General features: G+C 40.6%; 15 protein-coding genes and 1 pseudogene. 14 read left to right on the plus strand and 2 right to left on the minus strand.

What is annotated here, in order from left to right:
• Positions 1 to 191: 191 nt before the first annotated feature.
• From recA to LIT25_10985, 11 genes and pseudogenes are all read left to right on the plus strand, one after another.
• On the plus strand, positions 192 to 1,229 hold the full coding sequence (gene recA, locus LIT25_10935) for a recombinase RecA (protein ID USK35763.1): 1,038 nt from the start codon (positions 192 to 194) through the stop codon (positions 1,227 to 1,229).
• 368 nt (positions 1,230 to 1,597) lie between these two features.
• Positions 1,598 to 3,160, plus strand: a complete 1,563-nt coding sequence (gene rny, locus LIT25_10940; protein ID USK35764.1) for a ribonuclease Y — start codon at positions 1,598 to 1,600, stop codon at positions 3,158 to 3,160.
• A 92-nt stretch (positions 3,161 to 3,252) separates the two neighbouring features.
• Positions 3,253 to 4,047, plus strand: a complete 795-nt coding sequence (locus tag LIT25_10945; GenBank protein ID USK35765.1) for a TIGR00282 family metallophosphoesterase — start codon at positions 3,253 to 3,255, stop codon at positions 4,045 to 4,047.
• Between the two features lie 199 nt (positions 4,048 to 4,246).
• On the plus strand, positions 4,247 to 4,507 hold the full coding sequence (spoVS, locus tag LIT25_10950; protein USK35766.1) for a stage V sporulation protein SpoVS: 261 nt from the start codon (positions 4,247 to 4,249) through the stop codon (positions 4,505 to 4,507).
• A gap of 249 nt (positions 4,508 to 4,756) precedes the next feature.
• The gene (locus LIT25_10955; protein ID USK35767.1) at positions 4,757 to 5,674 is read left to right on the plus strand and encodes a dipeptidase; all 918 of its coding nucleotides are present in this window, start codon (positions 4,757 to 4,759) and stop codon (positions 5,672 to 5,674) included.
• 239 nt (positions 5,675 to 5,913) lie between these two features.
• Positions 5,914 to 7,667 (plus strand): annotated as a pseudogene (locus LIT25_10960) (2-oxoacid:acceptor oxidoreductase subunit alpha).
• Entirely contained in the window at positions 7,654 to 8,520 is an 867-nt protein-coding gene (locus tag LIT25_10965) for a 2-oxoacid:ferredoxin oxidoreductase subunit beta (GenBank protein ID USK35768.1), read from the plus strand. The pseudogene LIT25_10960 and the gene LIT25_10965 overlap by 14 nt, the downstream one beginning before the upstream one ends.
• Positions 8,521 to 8,718: 198 nt before the next feature.
• Positions 8,719 to 9,759, plus strand: coding sequence for an L-threonine 3-dehydrogenase (tdh, locus tag LIT25_10970; GenBank protein USK35769.1), 1,041 nt, complete (start codon positions 8,719 to 8,721; stop codon positions 9,757 to 9,759).
• Between the two features lie 241 nt (positions 9,760 to 10,000).
• Positions 10,001 to 11,179, plus strand: a complete 1,179-nt coding sequence (locus LIT25_10975) for a glycine C-acetyltransferase (protein ID USK35770.1) — start codon at positions 10,001 to 10,003, stop codon at positions 11,177 to 11,179.
• 439 nt (positions 11,180 to 11,618) lie between these two features.
• Positions 11,619 to 13,148 carry a tRNA (N6-isopentenyl adenosine(37)-C2)-methylthiotransferase MiaB gene (miaB, locus tag LIT25_10980; GenBank protein ID USK35771.1) on the plus strand — a complete coding sequence of 510 codons (1,530 nt, stop codon included), beginning with the start codon at positions 11,619 to 11,621 and terminating at the stop codon, positions 13,146 to 13,148.
• 3 nt (positions 13,149 to 13,151) lie between these two features.
• On the plus strand, positions 13,152 to 13,583 hold the full coding sequence (locus tag LIT25_10985; protein ID USK35772.1) for a RicAFT regulatory complex protein RicA family protein: 432 nt from the start codon (positions 13,152 to 13,154) through the stop codon (positions 13,581 to 13,583).
• Between the two features lie 229 nt (positions 13,584 to 13,812).
• Here the strand turns inward: LIT25_10985 and LIT25_10990 are convergent, their stop codons facing one another.
• A complete protein-coding gene (locus LIT25_10990) occupies positions 13,813 to 13,974 on the minus strand; it encodes a hypothetical protein (GenBank protein ID USK35773.1) in 162 nt (53 codons plus the stop codon).
• A gap of 190 nt (positions 13,975 to 14,164) precedes the next feature.
• On the opposite strand from LIT25_10990, the gene LIT25_10995 reads away from it, so the two are divergent.
• The 3 genes from LIT25_10995 (at position 14,165) to mutL (ending at position 19,342) form a co-directional block, all read left to right on the plus strand.
• Entirely contained in the window at positions 14,165 to 14,710 is a 546-nt protein-coding gene (locus LIT25_10995) for an outer spore coat protein CotE (GenBank protein USK35774.1), read from the plus strand.
• Positions 14,711 to 14,898: 188 nt separating this feature from the next.
• On the plus strand, positions 14,899 to 17,487 hold the full coding sequence (gene mutS / locus LIT25_11000) for a DNA mismatch repair protein MutS (GenBank protein USK35775.1): 2,589 nt from the start codon (positions 14,899 to 14,901) through the stop codon (positions 17,485 to 17,487).
• A gap of 16 nt (positions 17,488 to 17,503) precedes the next feature.
• The gene (gene mutL, locus LIT25_11005; GenBank protein USK35776.1) at positions 17,504 to 19,342 is read left to right on the plus strand and encodes a DNA mismatch repair endonuclease MutL; all 1,839 of its coding nucleotides are present in this window, start codon (positions 17,504 to 17,506) and stop codon (positions 19,340 to 19,342) included.
• A gap of 86 nt (positions 19,343 to 19,428) precedes the next feature.
• On the opposite strand, the gene LIT25_11010 is transcribed toward mutL, so the two are convergent.
• Complete coding sequence (locus tag LIT25_11010) at positions 19,429 to 19,533, minus strand: hypothetical protein (GenBank protein ID USK35777.1); 105 nt, start codon at positions 19,531 to 19,533, stop codon at positions 19,429 to 19,431.
• Between the last annotated feature and the right edge of the window lie 491 nt (positions 19,534 to 20,024).

Genomic DNA, 20,024 nt, shown 5'->3' on the forward strand with positions numbered 1-20,024 from the left:
TCAGGCAAAAAATGCAATTTAGTATTTTAGCTGATTAAGAGGCATAAATTTCTTATTTTCATAAAGAGAAAAGAGAATTTTCAGTCTGTTATCACACTTAAAAAAACCGAATAAATGTTCGTTTTTTGCTTGTCAAACGTTCGAATAAAAGGTATATTATTAATAGGTTGATAACTAAAGGAGGAAACTCAGTGAGCGATCGTCAAGCTGCCTTAGATATGGCACTGAAACAAATAGAAAAGCAATTTGGTAAAGGTTCAATTATGAAACTCGGTGAACAGACTGACCGGAAGATCTCTACATCTCCAAGCGGTTCACTTGCACTTGATACAGCACTTGGGGTTGGCGGATATCCGCGTGGAAGAATTATAGAAATATATGGACCTGAGAGCTCAGGTAAAACGACAGTTGCCCTTCATGCGATAGCAGAAGTACAGCAAAAGGGAGGACAGGCTGCATTTATAGATGCAGAACATGCCCTTGACCCTGTATATGCTCAAAAGCTTGGTGTAAATATAGATGAACTTCTTCTCTCACAGCCGGATACAGGAGAGCAGGCGCTTGAAATTGCTGAAGCGCTGGTTCGAAGCGGAGCAGTGGATATTCTAGTCATTGACTCTGTAGCAGCTTTAGTTCCAAAAGCTGAAATCGAAGGGGAAATGGGAGATGCTCACGTAGGCTTGCAGGCTCGTCTTATGTCTCAGGCATTGCGTAAATTATCCGGAGCAATCAGCAAATCAAAAACAATTGCAATTTTCATTAACCAGATCCGTGAAAAAGTAGGAGTTATGTTCGGTAATCCTGAAACAACTCCAGGCGGACGCGCACTGAAGTTTTATTCTTCGGTACGTTTAGAGGTTCGCCGTGCTGAAACGCTGAAACAGGGCAATGAGATGGTCGGCAATAAAACCAAAATCAAAGTTGTCAAAAACAAAGTTGCACCTCCTTTCCGCGTTGCAGAGGTTGACATTATGTACGGGGAAGGCATCTCTAAAGAAGGCGAAATCATTGATCTTGGAACAGAAATTGATATTGTTCAAAAGAGCGGTTCATGGTATTCGTACAATGAGGAGCGTTTAGGACAGGGAAGAGAAAACGCAAAAATCTTCCTGAAGGAGAATCCTAGCATCCGCTTAGAGATTCAGGAAAAAATCCGCAGCCACTACGGCTTGGATGAAGCGGCGGTTGCTCCAGATGGACAAGAAGAATTAGATTTACTGGAAGATTAAAGAGGCGATTATCGCCTCTTTTTTGTATGTGAAAAGTGAAAATATACCAAATAAAGAAGAGACAACCCTGACTTTTCCTGTTCAAGAAATGAAAGGCAATGCCTGAAAATTCTTAATTGCTTTAGAAACGCCAGAATGACAGGCTTGACAAGAAAATTTCACACATTTACAATTAGGGTGTATTATTATTTTGTTAGAACTTTTAGCGAGGCACTATGAAAGCAAATGTTGATCTGTGCAGCAGGATTGCTGCAAGGTCTCCATGAAACCCTTAAGCTTTGTGCTGTATGTTGAAGAACGTTATGCAATATACATGCCGACACTTAAATCTAGCAAGAAACAAGTTCATAGCAAGAGGAGGTGAAATGATGGATCCCATTACAATGATCATCTCCATTTTGCTTGGCCTAATCGTCGGTGCAGTTGTTGGCTATTTTGTTCGTAAATCCATTGCAGAAGCGAAAATTGCCGGTGCGAAAGGAACTGCTGAGCAAATTCTTGAAGATGCGAAGCGTGATGCTGAAGCGACGAAGAAAGAAGCGTTGCTTGAGGCAAAGGATGACATTCACAAGCTTCGGACAGAAGCAGAGCAAGAAATTCGTGAACGACGAAATGAGCTGCAAAAACAAGAAAATCGCTTATTACAAAAAGAAGAGAATCTTGATCGTAAGGATGAATCTTTAGACAAGCGCGAGAACATGCTTGAGAAAAAAGAAGATTCTCTAAATGAGAGACAACAGCATATTGAAGAGATGGAAAGCAAAGTGGACGAGATGGTGCGTAAACAGCAATCAGAGCTTGAGCGTATTTCTAGCTTGACTCGTGAAGAGGCAAAGCAGATCATTCTCGAAAAGGTTGAAAATGAGCTTTCGCATGATATCGCTGTAACTGTTAAAGAAAGCGAAAACCGTGCGAAAGAAGAAGCGGATAAACGAGCGAAAGAAATACTTTCCCTTGCAATCCAGCGTTGTGCAGCAGATCATGTAGCTGAAACAACGGTATCTGTCGTTAACCTTCCAAATGATGAAATGAAAGGCCGCATCATTGGACGTGAAGGGCGCAACATTAGAACGCTTGAAACATTAACTGGTATTGACCTCATTATTGATGATACTCCAGAAGCAGTTATTTTATCTGGATTTGACCCAATTCGCAGGGAAACAGCCAGAATTGCCCTAGACAAGCTTGTTCAAGATGGACGCATCCATCCAGCACGTATTGAAGAAATGGTTGAAAAATCACGCCGTGAAGTTGATGAGTACATCCGCGAGGTTGGTGAGCAAACAACATTTGAAGTTGGTGTTCACGGACTGCATCCAGATTTAATCAAGATTATGGGCCGTTTAAAGTTCAGAACGAGCTATGGTCAAAATGTATTAAAGCATTCCATGGAGGTCGCTTATTTATCAGGACTCATGGCTGCAGAACTGGGTGAAGATGTTACTCTTGCCAAACGCGCAGGATTACTGCACGATATCGGTAAGGCGATTGATCATGAAGTAGAAGGAAGCCATGTTGAAATTGGAGTCGAACTTGCTACGAAGTACAAGGAACACCCGGTTGTTATCAACAGTATTGCTTCCCATCATGGCGATCAGGAGCCAACTTCGGTTATTGCCGTTCTGGTCGCGGCAGCAGATGCTTTATCTGCAGCACGTCCCGGCGCAAGAAGCGAAACACTCGAAAACTATATTCGCCGCTTAGAAAAGCTTGAAGAGATTTCCGAATCTTATGAAGGAGTTGAAAAATCCTTCGCTATTCAGGCAGGCCGTGAAGTGCGCATCATGGTAAAACCGGATACGATCGACGATCTTCAGGCACACCGTTTAGCACGGGATATCCGCAAGCGGATTGAAGAAGAATTAGACTACCCAGGTCATATTAAAGTAACAGTTATCCGTGAAACGAGAGCTGTGGAATATGCGAAATAAAGCGATGCCTTTTGCATCGCTTTATTTTTTTTGCAATCTGTGCAAAACTTAAGGGTAAACATACACCATTTGAGAGAAGGTATAAGCGAAGCATGAAACTATTATTTGTAGGAGATGTAGTCGGATCTCCAGGTAGAGATATGATAAAAGAATATTTGCCAAAGCTAAAACGTAAATACAGACCGTCCCTGACGATTGTAAACGGAGAGAATGCAGCACACGGAAAAGGGATTACTGAAAAGATTTATCATGAGCTGAATCAGGCTGGCGCACAGGTGGTGACGATGGGAAACCATACATGGGATAAGCGGGAAATCTTTGAATTCATTGATAATTATCCAAATCTAATCCGTCCTGCGAATTTTCCTGAAGGCACTCCGGGTAATGGCATTACATATATAACTTGCGACGGCAAAGAAATTGCTGTGATTAACTTACAGGGACGCACGTTCTTGGCGCCAATCGATTGTCCATTTAAAAAAGCGGATGAGCTGATTGAAGAAGCTAAAAAAAGAACGTCCATTATTTTTGTGGATTTTCATGCTGAAGCAACGAGTGAGAAGCAGGCAATGGGCTGGTATTTGGATGGAAAAGTGACGGCCGTTGTCGGAACACATACTCACGTTCAAACGGCAGATGAGAGGATTCTTGATCAGGGGACTGCTTTCATCACAGATGTGGGCATGACAGGTCCTTATGATGGCATCCTGGGAGTCGAGAGAGAGGCGGTCATAAAACGCTTCCTGACTAGCCTCCCTGTACGATTTGAGGTAACTGAAGGCAAGGCGCAGCTGAGCGCGGTGGTAATCGATGTTCAAGAAAAAACAGGAAAAGCCTTGAAAATTGACCGCATTTTAATTAATGACGATCATATGTTTTTTGAATAGAATATATATTTAGAAATTTTAGAAAAAATAGTAAAACAAGCAGGAATACTAGTTCTCTCTAGTGAATATAGTAACAATGGAATGGCTGTGAAAGAGGTTCAGAAGGCTTCATAAAGGGGATGGGCCCTCCGAACAGATCTAATAAGGCATGATCCAATGTACATTCACGATCTTTTGAAAAATAAGGGGGATACTAGAAATGGAAATATTAAAAGTTTCAGCAAAGTCCAATCCTAACTCTGTAGCGGGAGCACTAGCAGGTGTCCTGCGTGAAAGAGGCGCTGCCGAAATCCAGGCAATTGGAGCCGGAGCACTTAATCAGGCTGTAAAAGCAGTAGCTATTGCCAGAGGGTTTGTTGCCCCGAGCGGTGTTGATTTAATCTGTATTCCTGCCTTTACGGATATTCTCATTGATGGAGAAGAGCGTACGGCCATTAAATTAATTATTGAGCCTCGTTAAATAGACAAAATGATCAACCTGTTTGCGGGTCACGCAAACAGGTTTGTTTTTATTTCACTCTTTTCATATCCTTTTTTTCCATCATAGATCGCTAAAAAATTGGCTTTTGGATTTTTTTTAGCATAAAAGGGGATATTCCGTATCAGTTTTTCCGGGAAAGAGCACCATATAAAGATTAATACGTGAACGAATTTCATACAGAAAACATTCCTTTTTACGAACTTATTTATCTTTAGGAGAGATGATGACGTGCGTATTTTTGATGCTCATTGTGATTTGCTCTATCAATTATGGCGCAGGCCTGAAATTAGTGAATGGAATGACCTGAATCTGCATGTCACCATTGAAAAGCTATTTCAGTTTGGAGCAAAAGTCCAGTGCTTTGCCATCTTTATACCAGTGGATGCCACGAATAAATTAGAAGCCGCCTTTGCACAGGCTTCCATCTTTTATGATCGGATTATTAATGGATTTGAAAAGATCATACATATAAGGACAAAACAGGATCTTCTTGCGTTAAAGGATGATGAAATTGGAGCCATCTTGACACTGGAAGGCTGTGACCCGATTGGCCATGATTTAAGCCTTCTTTCCATTTTTCAGCAGCTTGGAGTTAGATCCGCGGGACTGACCTGGAACTTTGCTAATTTACTTGCTGATGGGGCGCTCGAAACAAGAAATGCAGGTCTATCTTTTTATGGTAGACATGTAGTCGGGAAATTAAATCATTATCACATGTGGACAGACGTATCTCACCTTTCCGAACGAAGCTTTTGGGATGTCATTCAGCTTGCAGACCATCCGATTGCCAGTCATTCAAATTCGTATGCACTGTGTCCACATCCAAGAAATTTAAAAGACGATCAAATTAAAGCCATCGTTGCAAAAAATGGTTTGATTGGCATAACGTTCGTGCCTCAATTTACTTCATCCCGCTCGAGGGCTTCAATGAAGCATCTTCTTAATCACTTAGATTACGTATGTGGTCTTGCAGGAGAAAATGCTGTAGGATTTGGATCTGATTTTGACGGGATAGATGAAACAATTGAAGGGCTTGAAGGCTATGAACAGTACCCTTACTTACTGAATACACTCTCGAAGCATTATTCAGAAAGCCAGGTTGAAAAATTTATGTATAATAATTTTGCTGATTCCATTCCTTTTTAGACAAAGGTTTCGGGTTGCATAATAACGTAACCGGAATGAATGAATATAAGATTTGAAAAAATCAAAAAAATAAACAGTAAAAGCATGTTTATTTCCCTGAAACGCTTGTTTTTTTCTTATGTTCGTTCTACAATTGTAAACGTTTAGTACATATTCTAACAATATTTAATTACGTGTGTAAGAGCTCTTAAATAGGGCGAAAAATATATGAGTGTTTCTTAAGAAGGGGTGTAGGGCACATGATCAGTCAACTTTCATGGAAAGTTGGAGGACAGCAAGGTGAAGGTATCGAAAGTACCGGAGAAGTGTTTTCAATCGCATTAAACAGACTGGGCTATTATTTATATGGCTACCGTCATTTCTCATCTCGAATTAAAGGCGGTCATACAAATAATAAAATCCGCGTCAGCACAACTCAAGTTCGTGCTATTTCGGATGATCTTGATATATTAGTAGCTTTTGATCAGGAAACAATCGATGTGAACGTATATGAGCTTCGCAAGGGCGGCCTTGTTCTTGCAGATTCAAAGTTTAATCCAGTGATTCCTGATGACTGCAACGCTGTTTTGTATTCTGTGCCATTTACAGAGATTGCCACAGAGTTAGGCACTTCATTAATGAAAAATATGGTTGCAATTGGTGCGACAAGTGCTGTGCTTGATCTTGGAACATCACAATTCCAAAATGTCGTGCAGGAAATTTACGGAAAAAAAGGGCAGCAGATTGTTGAAAAGAATCTTGAAGCCATTGAAAAAGGCTCAACTTATATGAAACAAGAACTGAACTTTGACCGTGTTGATATGTATCTTGAAAAAGCGGACGGGCAAAAACGCATGTTCATGATCGGCAACGATGCGATAGCATTAGGCGCAGTTTCCGGCGGAGCACGTTTCATGGCTGCCTACCCAATTACACCAGCTTCTGAAATCATGGAATATCTCATTAAGAAGCTGCCTGATTTCGGCGGAACAGTTATTCAAACAGAAGATGAAATTGCCGCTTGTACGATGGCCATCGGTGCAAACTATGCCGGAACCCGCACATTGACGGCTTCTGCAGGACCGGGATTGTCATTGATGATGGAAGCAATCGGGCTCTCAGGCATTACAGAGCAGCCGCTGGTGATCATTGATACTCAGCGCGGCGGACCAAGTACAGGACTTCCGACGAAACAGGAGCAATCCGATTTAATGGCGATGATTTACGGAACGCATGGAGAAATTCCGAAAATCGTCATGGCGCCAAGCACAGTACAAGAAGCATTTTATGATACAATTGAAGCTTTCAATTTAGCGGAGGAATATCAATGTCCTGTTATTTTGCTGACAGATCTTCAGCTGTCACTTGGTAAACAGTCTGTAGAACCGCTTCAATATGATAAAATCCAAATTCGAAGAGGCAAGCTAGTACAGGGCGAGGAGCTGCCTGAGATAGAAAATAAAGGATACTTTAAACGATTTGAAGTAACAGAAGATGGCGTATCGCCGCGTGTAGTGCCAGGAATGAAGAATGGCATTCACCATGTTACAGGTGTTGAACATGATGAGACCGGCAAACCTTCCGAGGTTGCAACAAACCGTAAAGCCCAAATGGACAAACGTATGCGTAAGCTGTCAGACATCAAGTTTGACACGCCTGTCCATCAAAATCTGACTCATCCTGAGCCGGATGTATTATTCGTTGGATTTAACTCTACAAGAGGCACAATTGAAGAAGCGATGATCCGCCTTGAAAATGACGGTGTAAAAGTGAATCATGCACACGTCCGTCTGCTTCATCCATTCCCGGCTGATGAGTTGCTTCCGCTTGTTAAAGCAGCTAAAAAGGTTGTAGTTGTAGAAAATAATGCAACTGGACAGCTTGCTAGTCTTATAAAAATGAATGTTGGTCATGCAGAGAAAATTTCCAGTATTCTTAAATATGATGGAAATCCGTTCTTGCCGCATGAAGTTCATTCAAAATGCAAGGAGTTGTTCTAAATGGCGACGTTTAAAGAATTTAGAAACAATGTAAAGCCTAACTGGTGCCCCGGCTGCGGAGACTTCTCTGTACAAGCGGCCATTCAGCGTGCTGCTGCAAATGCAGGCCTCGAACCTGATCAGCTTGCTGTAGTTTCTGGAATCGGATGTTCAGGACGTATTTCGGGCTATATCAACGCTTACGGTTTCCATGGCATTCACGGCCGTTCCCTTCCAATCGCGCAAGGTGTAAAAATGGCAAATAAAGATTTAACCGTAATTGCATCAGGCGGCGACGGTGACGGATTTGCCATCGGAATGGGCCATACGATTCATGCCATCAGAAGAAATATTGATGTCACCTATATTGTAATGGACAATCAAATTTATGGTTTGACAAAAGGCCAGACATCTCCGCGAAGTGATGTTGGCTTCAAAACAAAGAGCACGCCGAAAGGTTCAATTGAATCTTCCTTATCAGTCATGGAAATGGCACTTACGGCAGGAGCAACATTTGTAGCACAAAGCTTCTCAACTGATTTAAAAGATTTGACTTCAATCATTGAAGCAGGGATCAATCATAAAGGATTTTCTTTAATCAACGTCTTCAGTCCATGTGTCACTTACAATAAAATTAACACATATGACTGGTTTAAAGAAAATCTTACAAAGCTAAGTGATATTGAAGGATATGACCCATCAAACCGCATGACTGCCATGCAGACTCTGATGGAGAAAAACGGACTTGTAACGGGTTTGATTTATCAAAACAAGAAGCAGCCATCATATCAGGAGCTTGTCTACAACTACAGCGAAACTCCTTTGTCACAGGCTGATCTGCAAATCAGCGAAGAGAAATTCAACGAATTGCTCTCAGAATTTATGTAATGAGAAAAATGTCTATCCTGGGGATAGGCGTTTTTTTTTATTGATTTTAAGTTTTATAAAAAAAAAAGCGAGTTTTTTTCTCATGTGTTCAAATGTCTGCACAGGGTGGACAGCCTCCTTTACACCACTATTTATGGATGATAGAATTTCATATATACTCATAAAAATAGATGGTTTCTGGAGCGAGGAGTGTTCATAGTGAATGGAAAAATGAAAGCGATCGTTAAGCACCACAAAGGATTTGGTGCTGAACTGCAGATGGTAGACATCCCTCAGATTAAAGAAAATGAAGTGCTGATCAAAGTAAAAGCTACTTCGATCTGCGGAACAGATGTTCATATATATACATGGGATGCATGGTCGGAAAGCAGAGTGAATCCGCCGTATGTATTTGGCCATGAATTTTCTGGTGAAGTTGTTGAAATAGGAAGTAAAGTAACAAGTGTTGAAATCGGAGATTTTGTTTCCGCTGAAACACATTTAGTATGCTATGAATGTCCGCAATGTTTAACAGGTCAGTATCATATTTGTAAAAACACAAAAATTATTGGTGTCGATACAGACGGATGCTTTGCAGAGTATGTGGCTTTGCCGGCAGTGAACCTTTGGAAAAATCCAAAAGAAATGCCTTTTGATGTAGCATCTATTCAAGAACCGATGGGAAATGCGGTGCACACAGTTTTAGCAGGAGATGTTGCAGGAAAAAGTGTTGCTGTCATTGGATGCGGCCCTATTGGGATTATGGCTGTTGGAGTTGCAAAAGCAGCAGGAGCATCTCAGGTCATTGCCCTTGATTTGAACGACTACCGTTTAAATTTAGCAAAAGAAATGGGCGCAACAACGGTCGTCAATTCAAAAAATGAAGATCCTTTGGCGAAGATTAATGAATTAACAGGCGGCAACGGTGTAGATGTTGTCTGTGAAATGTCAGGGCATCCAATTGCGATGGATCAAGGTTTTAAAATGGTAACAAATGGCGGACGCGTTTCGATCCTGAGTCTTCCTGTCCGTCCAGTTGAAATAGATATCACCAATGATGTCGTTTTTAAAGGAATCACGGTACAGGGAATTACAGGCAGAAAAATGTATGAAACGTGGCAGCAGGTTTCAAGACTTCTAAAATCAGGGCAAGTAGATGTAACCCCGCTGATTACTCATCACTTTTCTTTAGAAGAATTTAAAAAAGGCTTCGATTTAATGATCGAAGGTAAATGTGGTAAAGTCGTATTACACCCATAAAGTGAAACTTCATTCAACGGGGGCTTCTCCCCCCTTGAATGTTAGTTAAGGCCCGCAGATTTGCAGGTACACAGACGTTGCCGCAGGGAGTGGAGCTATTAGAATGTGTTCAAAGCTCGGGCTATTACTGGCAGTAAATCCAGCCTTAATTTTCTAGAATACAACATACAATACATACCTTAAGGCGGAGGAATTACTGTCCATTAATGCGTGATAAAAGAATGAAAATGGAGGGGCTATGATGAAAGGTTTTGAATATTTGCAGGCAGAACTTGATGAAATGAAACAGCAAGGAACATTCCGGACGCTGATTCCGCTCGAATCAGACCAGGCATCAAAAGTTGTCATCGATGGAAAAGAATTAATTCAATTATCATCTAATAACTATTTAGGATTAACAACTCATCCAAGACTGGTAGAAGCAGCAATCAAGGCTGCAGAGAAATTTGGAGCAGGAACCGGATCTGTAAGGACGATTGCCGGTACTTTTACAATGCATGAAGAACTTGAAACAAAGCTTGCTGAATTTAAGCATACAGAAGCAGCACTAGTGTTTCAGTCAGGTTTTACAACAAACCAGGGCGTTCTTTCTTCTATTCTGACAAAAGAAGACGTTGTGATCTCAGATTCTCTGAATCATGCTTCAATCATCGACGGAATCCGGTTAACAAAGGCTGCGCGCAAAGTGTATAACCATGTTGATATGGCAGATTTAGAAAGAGCACTAAAAGAATCAGCAGACTATAGAGTCCGTCTAATTGTTACGGATGGAGTCTTCTCTATGGATGGAAATATTGCTCCGCTTCCGGAAATTGTTGAGCTTGCTGAAAAATACAATGCACTTGTCATGGTTGATGATGCACATGCTTCAGGTGTACTTGGACAAAATGGCCGCGGAACCGTTAATCACTTTGGACTTGATGGACGTGTACATATCCAAGTTGGAACATTAAGCAAAGCGGTTGGTGTATTAGGAGGATATGTAGCAAGCACACGTACTCTAATTGATTATCTTATTCAAAAAGGACGTCCATTTTTATTCAGTACGTCCCACCCTCCAGCTGTAACAGCAGCCTGTATAGAAGCGATCAACGTACTTATAGAAGAGCCTGAACTGATTGAAAAGCTTTGGGATAACGCAAAGTTCTTCAAAAAAGGCCTTGAAGATCTCGGTTTTGATACAGGTAAAAGCGAAACACCTGTAACACCTGTCATAGTTGGCGATGAAGCCTTGTCTCATCAATTCTCTGATAAACTTAGAGAATATGGCGTCTTTGCACAGGGAATTGCATTCCCGACAGTAGCAAAAGGACAGGCTCGCGTCCGTACAATCGTAACGGCAGAGCATTCAAAAGAAGAGCTTCAGAAAGCTTTGGATATCTTTGAAAAAGCTGCAAAAGAGTTAAATATTCTGAAGTAATGGAAAGGGGAGGCTGATGCCTCTCTTTTTTTGCAGCTTTGATAATAACCAATAAGGATTGAATAGCCGTTTCCTGCGATTAAAGCAGAACCGCGCTAGTGAATCTAAAAGTGAAGAATCGGTCCGCTATAAACTTTGAAAGATTGGCTATAAAAAATATAAAATTTGCTGAATGAAGGAAGGAAACAGCTAGTAAAATTACTGCATTTGCTAAAATCATTTTACAGAATGAACAGTAATGTTTTGGGGAGATCTACATCTGTCTGACGGAGCTAAACGGGAGGCATCGCTTTTCTTTTTTCACCGTTTCATTTACTATAGATATATGTCCTTTCTTGATTTCTATATTGTTTTGTCCATTAAGAACATATATACTATAAAATTGGTATACCCTCACTCGGGAGTAGGGTTAGAAGGGATTGAAAGGAGACTGTTTTACATGAATGAAAAGCAGCGTTTGGAAAATACACAGGTAAATCCTGCGGACAAAAAATCCGAAAAGGATTACAGTAAGTATTTCCAAGCCGTTTATATGCCTCCTTCCTTAAAGGATGCAAAAAAGCGCGGCAAAGAGGAAGTGAAATACCAAAATGATTTCAGCATTTCAGAAGAGTTCAGAGGTCTTGGGAATGGGAAGAAATTTCTGATTCGCACATACGGATGCCAAATGAACGAACATGATACTGAAGTCATGGCTGGAATTTTCATGGCACTCGGCTATGAAGCTACGAACACAACAGAAGATGCAGATGTAATTCTCCTGAATACATGTGCCATCCGTGAAAATGCAGAAAACAAAGTATTCGGTGAAATCGGCCATCTGAAGTCCCTTAAAAGAGAAAAACCTGGTTTATTGATCGGTGTTTGCGGATGTATGTCGCAGGAAGAATCCGTTGTCACAAGAATCATGAAAAAACATCAGCATGTTGACATGATCTTTGGAACGCATAACATTCACCGCTTGCCTAATATTCTTAAAGACGCCTACATGTCGAAAGAAATGGTCATCGAAGTTTGGTCTAAAGAAGGCGATGTCATAGAAAACCTTCCAAGAGAGCGTAAAGGAAATGTCAAAGCATGGGTTAATATCATGTTTGGCTGCGATAAATTCTGTACGTACTGCATCGTTCCTTATACCCGCGGAAAAGAAAGAAGCAGACGCCCTGAGGAAATCATTCAGGAAGTGCGTCAGCTTGCTGCAAGCGGATATAAGGAAATTACTTTGCTTGGCCAGAATGTAAACGCATATGGGAAAGATTTTGAAGACATTTCATACGGCCTCGGCGATTTAATGGATGAAATCCGTAAAATTGATGTTGCCCGTGTCCGCTTTACAACGAGTCACCCTCGTGATTTTGATGATCATCTGATTGAGGTGCTTGCTAAAGGCGGGAACCTGCTTGATCATATTCATCTGCCTGTTCAATCAGGAAGCTCTGAGATCTTAAAGCTGATGGCACGCAAATACGACCGGGAAAAATATATGACATTAGTGAAAAAAATTAAGGAAGCGATTCCAACGGCTTCTTTGACGACTGATATTATTGTAGGTTTCCCAAATGAAACAGATGAGCAATTTGAAGAAACGCTGTCTATGTACCGTGAAGTTGAATTCGACAGTGCTTATACGTTCATTTACTCTCCTCGTGAAGGGACGCCTGCAGCAAAAATGCAGGATAACGTTCCAATGGAAGTAAAGAAAGCTCGTCTGCAAAAACTGAATGATCTTGTTAAAGAAATTTCAGCTAAAAAAATGATGGAATACGAAGGTCAGGTTGTAGAAGTGCTTGTTGAAGGGGAAAGCAAAAATAACCCTGAAGTACTTGCAGGTTATACAACGAAAAGCAAGCTTGTAAACTTTAAAGGTCCAAAGTCTGCTGTCGGCCAAATTGTAAAAGTGAAAATAAACAAAGCAAAAACTTGGTCTTTAGATGGGGAAATGGTAGAAGAAGCGATAGAGGTGAAATAGGGGATGTCATTATATACTAAAGAAGAAATTGTAGCAAAAGCACGTGAATTAGCACAAATGGTTGCTGATACCAAAGAAGTTGAGTTTTTCAAAAAAGCGGAAGCTCAAATCAATGAGAATCAAAAAATCCGTGAAAAAGTAGCAAGTATTAAAAGTCTTCAAAAACAGGCTGTTAACTTCCAGCATTACAGCAAGCAGGAAGCATTAAAGCAGGTAGAAGATAAAATTGATAAAATTCAGGAAGAATTGGATGAACTTCCAATCATTCAGGAATTTAAAGAATCTCAAATTGAAGTGAACGATTTGCTTCAATTGATTGCAGTCACGATCTCAAACCATGTGACAGACGAAATTATCCGCACAACCGGCGGAGATCTGTTAAGCGGTGAAACGGGTTCAAAACTAAATAATTCTCCAGGGTCAGCATGTCACTAATAGAGAAGCGCACTGTTCAGAGCAGTGCGCTTTTTTATTTTCTTAATACAGCAGAGCCTTTCAACAAAAGATGTTCCTGATAAACTTCGCATAGAGCCCGATAAAAAAGTAATAGTGTCTGATAAAAGTGCATGTTGCGGATAACTATTGGAAAAAGCCCGGTAAATTTCTAAGAGAGCATGATAAAAAAGTAATAGTCCCTGATAATAGAGCCCGATAAAATTTACTGCTACTCCACCCTAGATCCAACAACATTAAAAATTACTGCAGAAAACCCCGCCGCTTCATCAAATAAATATCTAATTAAACTATGTTCTAAATAATCATAGTTACTTATACTGCCGGCAGGAAAGGCAAAAAGCGCCTTTCCTGCCAAAACCTTTGTGTTCAACTGACCCCACTTTGCAATTCCGCTTTTCTTTTCAAAATTTTAGGCACATATCTGGGCGTCCACGCATACAATGAACTATACCGATTCATGTATTGGTGGAACATATTATTTATTCCTTTATTTTAGTAGCACAAACTATACTAGCCCAGCATAGGATTAAATGATGATTGATTGAGGAGGGTATGTACGAATGGCTGAATACAGAGAAATAATCACCAAAGCGGTAGTTGCGAAAGGCAAGAAGTTTACTCAATCCACGCACAGCATTGCTCCTTCGCAAAAACCAACAAGCATTCTAGGCGGCTGGTTGATCAACCATAAATATGATGCAAAAAAGGTTGGGAAAACAGTCGAGGTTGAAGGTACTTACGACATCAACGTATGGTATTCGTATGCTGATAATACGAAAACAGAAGTTGTCACTGAAAAAGTTTCATATGTGGACGTCATTAAGTTGAAATATAAAGATAACAACTTTTTGGACGATGAGCATGAAGTCATTGCAAAGGTGATGCAGCAGCCAAACTGCATGGAGGTCAATATTTCTCCAAATGGAAGCAAGGTTGTTGTTTCAGCTGAGCGTGAGTTTTTGGCGGAAGTTGTCGGGGAGACAAAGGTGGTTGTCTCAATTAACACAGAAGCCTTTGCTGAAGCGGATGAAGACTGGGAAGAAGATCTTGATGATGAGTTTGAAGATCTGAATCCGGAATTTTTAGTCGGCGGAGATGAAGAATAAGAGGAAACTAGGGAGAATTATCTTCCTGGTTTTTCTTTTTTTATGGAACTCAAAAATTTTGCACCTTTCGTATCTTTAATAGACTATTCCTGGGACAACCTTCCGGGATTCGCTGAAGCAAAAAATCCCCCATGTATGTTATAATAAAGTTTGTTTTGAAACGTACGCAAAAGCAATGGGGGATTACAATGGCTACATATACGCCGATGATACAGCAATATTTAAAAATAAAGGCAGAGTATCAGGATGCCTTTTTATTTTTTCGTTTAGGCGACTTTTATGAAATGTTTTTTGAAGATGCAAAAAGAGCATCTGCTGAACTTGAAATTACATTAACAAGCAGAGATGGAGGAGGCGCCGAACGAATTCCAATGTGCGGTGTACCGTATCATTCTGCTCCTGGATATATAGAATCTTTAATAGAAAAAGGCTACAAGGTAGCCATATGTGAACAAACTGAAGATCCAAAACAGGCAAAAGGTGTTGTCCGCCGCGAAGTTGTGCAGCTGATCACACCAGGTACGGTTATGAATGGAAAAGGTCTGCAGGAGCGGGAAAATAACTATTTAGCGTCTGTAACTGCCTTTCCTTCTAAGTTTGGTTTTGCAGTTACAGATCTATCGACTGGTGAAAATCAAGTGACCTTATTAAATCATATTGATGAAATCATAAATGAAATGTATTCTCTTGGTGCAAAGGAATTAGTTGTACATCCTGACTTTCCTGGATCATATATTAAAAAAATTGCTGAAAAATCAAGAGTGACTGTTTCGTTTGAAATGGATGCGGGCACAGAGAAATTTGAAGCGATTATCGACCATCTTGAAGATGTGAGATTAAAAGAAACCTTCGGCAGACTGCATAACTATTTGCAGAAAACGCAAAAGAGAAGCCTTGATCATCTTCAAAAAGTAAAAGTCTATCAGCTGCAGGATTTTATGAAAATTGATTTATACTCCAAGCGGAATTTGGAGCTGACGGAAACGATCCGTTCTAAAGGCAAAAAAGGCTCGCTCCTTTGGCTGCTTGACGAGACAAAGACAGCAATGGGCGCGAGAATGCTCAAGCAGTGGATCGATCGGCCATTGCTGTCTAAAAATGAAATCAGAAGCCGCCTTCAAATGGTCCAATCCTTGCTTGATCACTATTTTGAACGTGAAGATCTCAGAGAACGGTTAAAGGAAGTCTATGATCTTGAAAGACTTGCGGGGAGAGTGGCATTCGGAAATGTCAATGCAAGAGACTTAATCCAGCTGAAGAAATCATTGCAGCAGGTGCCTGCGATCAAAGAAGTATTAACATCTGTAAAGGATAATCAAATAAATGAAATGGCAGAACAAATTGACCCTTGTACAGAACTGACAGACTTACTTGATTCTGCTTTAGTAGCGAATCCGCCGCTGTCTATTAAAGACGGCAATATCATGAAAGACGGCTATCATGAACAGCTCGATCAATTCAGAGATGCAAGCAGAAACGGCAAATCATGGATAGCAGAGCTTGAACAGCAGGAGAGGGTGCGTACAGGCATCAGATCACTGAAAATAGGGTTTAACAGGGTATTCGGCTACTATATTGAAGTGACAAGAGCAAATGTACACTTGCTTGAAGAAGGCAGGTACACACGGAAGCAAACACTGACAAACGCTGAAAGATATATAACACCGGAGCTTAAAGAAAAAGAAACACTCATTCTTGAAGCAGAAGAAAAAATGGTAGACATCGAATATGAATTGTTTGTCGAGCTACGTGAACAAGTGAAGAAGTTTATTCCAAGACTTCAATCCTTATCTAAATGCATCAGTGAATTAGATGTGCTTCAGTGTTTTGCTGTCATCAGTGAAAAAAGACATTATTCTAAACCCTCTTTTTCAGATCAGGAGCTGTTCATTAAGGACGGCAGACATCCAGTTGTTGAAAAAGTAATGAATTCTCAAGAATATGTTCCAAACGATTGTTATTTCTCAAATGAACGCGGAATGCTGCTGATTACAGGACCTAACATGTCCGGAAAAAGCACGTATATGAGACAAGTTGCTTTAACAGCCATCCTCGCTCAAATCGGCTGTTTTGTTCCTGCTTCAGAAGCTGTTCTTCCGATCTTTGATCAAATTTTCACCCGAATAGGAGCAGCGGATGACCTAATATCAGGGCAAAGTACCTTTATGGTTGAAATGCTGGAAGCGAGGAATGCAATTGTCAATGCTACGGAAAGAAGTTTAATTCTATTTGATGAAATCGGGCGGGGGACTTCAACGTATGATGGAATGGCACTCGCTCAGGCCATTATTGAACATATTCACCATCATATCGGAGCTAAAACTTTGTTCTCCACTCATTATCATGAGCTGACTAGTCTTGCTGACGGATTGCCGCAGCTTCAGAATGTCCATGTATCAGCTGTAGAAGAAAACGGCAAGGTTGTGTTCCTTCACAAAATCGAGGAAGGTCCGGCAGATAAAAGTTATGGAATCCATGTCGCCGAGCTTGCCGAGCTGCCAAATGAGCTGATCTGCAGAGCAAAAGAAATTTTAGAAAGTCTTGAAGCCGAACAGACGGTAAAAGTCCCTGCATCTATCATGGAAAAGACGGAAACATTTAAAAGCGATGAGGCTCAGCTCTCCTTTTTTAATGAACAGCCTGCAAAGAAGGAAAGCAGACAGGTTCCGAAAAAAGACATACTGGTCCTAGAACAGATACGGGCAATTAATCTGCTTGAAATGACGCCGCTTGATGCAATGAATGAACTCTATCAAATTCAGAAAAAATTAAAATAATGAAGAGGTGAACAGCATGGGGAAAATTATTCGCCTTGACGATTCACTATCAAATAAGATAGCTGCAGGAGAAGTTGTCGAACGTCCGGCTTCTGTTGTAAAAGAGTTAACGGAAAATAGTATAGACGCCGGCAGCACTGTCATAGAAATTCATATAGAAGAAGCGGGTTTAAGCAAAATCCGCATCATTGACAATGGAGACGGCATTCTGCCTGAAGATTGTCTGAACGCTTTTCACAGGCATGCGACAAGCAAAATCAAAGATGAAAACGATCTTTTCCGGATCCGGACTCTTGGCTTCAGGGGAGAGGCCCTGCCGAGTATCGCATCAGTTTCACATGTTGAATTAAAAACAAGCACAGGGTCTGGTGCAGGCACGAGAATGGTACTTTCAGGTGGAAAGGTAGATATCCATGAAGCTGCTTCAAGCAGAAAAGGCAGCGACCTTACTGTTACGAATTTATTTTTCAACACACCAGCCCGTTTAAAATACGTCAAAACAGTTCATACCGAGCTTGGCAACATTACAGATGTTGTCAATCGCCTGGCATTGTCCAATCCATCTATTTCTTTCAAGCTGACTCATAACGGAAAGCAAATGCTGCATACGAGCGGGAACGGCGATGTGCGTCAAGTCATAGCGGGCATTTATGGACTTGGCATTGCAAAGAAAATGATCCCTATTAACTTACAGTCTCTTGATTTTGAAGTGAAAGGCTATATGTCTCTTCCTGAAATCACTAGAGCGTCCAGAAACTATATTTCAACAATTGTAAATGGCAGATTTATTAAAAACTATCCGCTTGTAAAAGCCATTCAGCAAGGCTATCATACCCTGCTTCCAATCGGCCGGTTTCCAATTGTCTTCCTGGAAATTAATATGGATTCTATTTTAGTCGACGTAAACGTTCACCCAGCCAAAATGGAAGTCCGGCTAAGCAAAGAGGCTGAATTGAATGAACTGATTACTTCAGGCATTAAAGACGCATTTTCGCATCAAAAGCTGATTCCCGAAGCCATTTTGCCGAAGCGGAAAGAAAAAAGCTATGATGAACAGCAGACATTTACGTTCAGTCATGCTGAGAAAAAACCACTATCAGCAACATCTCTTCCGCAAGTAATGGAAAAGCCAGAGATTGAAGCGGCTGAAGCTCCAGAACCAGAAGAAAAAATCATCGAACAAAGTTCTCCAGTTATTGAGGAGGAACTTGAAATTTATGATGAACAGCCAGCTGATGATCATGAAGTACTGTTAGCGACAGAATCTGAACCGAGAGTGCCTGTTCTTTATCCAATAGGCCAAATGCACGGAACGTATATTCTCGCTCAAAATGAGACTGGATTATACATTATCGATCAGCACGCTGCTCAGGAGAGAATCAATTATGAATACTTTAAAGAAAAAGTAGGACAAGTTGCTACGGAAGTTCAAGAGCTCCTAGTCCCGATTACCATCCACTATTCAGCAGATGAAGCCCTGATCATCAATGAGAAAATGCATGCATTGACTGAAGTCGGAATTTTCCTTGAGCCATTTGGCGGAAATAGTTTTATCGTGCGGTCTCACCCTCAATGGTTTCCGCGCGGGGACGAACGGGAGTTAATTGAAGAAATTATCCAGGAAGTGCTCGATCATAAACAGGCAGATATTAAAAAGCTCCGTGAAGAAGCTGCGATTATGATGAGCTGCAAGGCTGCTATAAAAGCAAATCATCATCTGCGCAATGATGAAATGTTTGCTTTGCTTGAAACGCTGAGGAAAACAACAGATCCTTTTACATGTCCTCACGGAAGACCGATAATTATTCATTATTCGACGTATGAAATGGAAAAGATGTTTAAGCGCGTTATGTAGGGGGTTTTAACGAGGGAAGTAAGGATTTGCCCACTTTTTGCCTACCTAGTTTGTTAAATACTTTTCAAACTTTTTAACGTTTTCTTCTATTTCTTTGTGATTTGAGCATAAACATCGGCTGTCATATTTACTGTGCTATGACCTAATCTGTCACTGACAAATTTTATATCTGCACCACTTTCCAAAAGCATTATGGCATGTGTCTTAATCCATGAGGGATATGTGGTGCAGATTTGTTTTTTCTAAAATGTTATCGATAACTTTATTAATGCCAAATGGACCTAGCTCTTTTCCATTAGGTGAAGTAATTAAAAACTCAGAATTTAGAGTTTGATCCGTATCTAATCTTATTTTTCTTTTGCCATACATTTAATGTTACAAATGCGGATTTAATAATCCACGTGCTTCTTTGTCTATCGTTAGTTAGAGAAAATTAATTTTTTTACTTAGAAACTATGCAAAATTTCAAATATGAAGAAACAAAAAAAACAAAGGACTGATTTTAGTCCTTTTTTTTATGGAGTTCTTCCGGATATTATTAAATGACTTTGGGACCGAAGGGGGAAGATTGAAAGAACACACGGGTCGCGCATGTGCCCCCTTGTTTGAGGAGGGCTTTTTATGTTTTACAAAACAAATCTTCGTTATTGATTTCGAATAATACGCCTCTATAAATTGTCAA

The sequence above is a fragment of the Bacillus sp. F19 genome (genome assembly GCA_023823795.1).
GTDB lineage: Bacteria > Bacillota > Bacilli > Bacillales > Bacillaceae > Bacillus_P.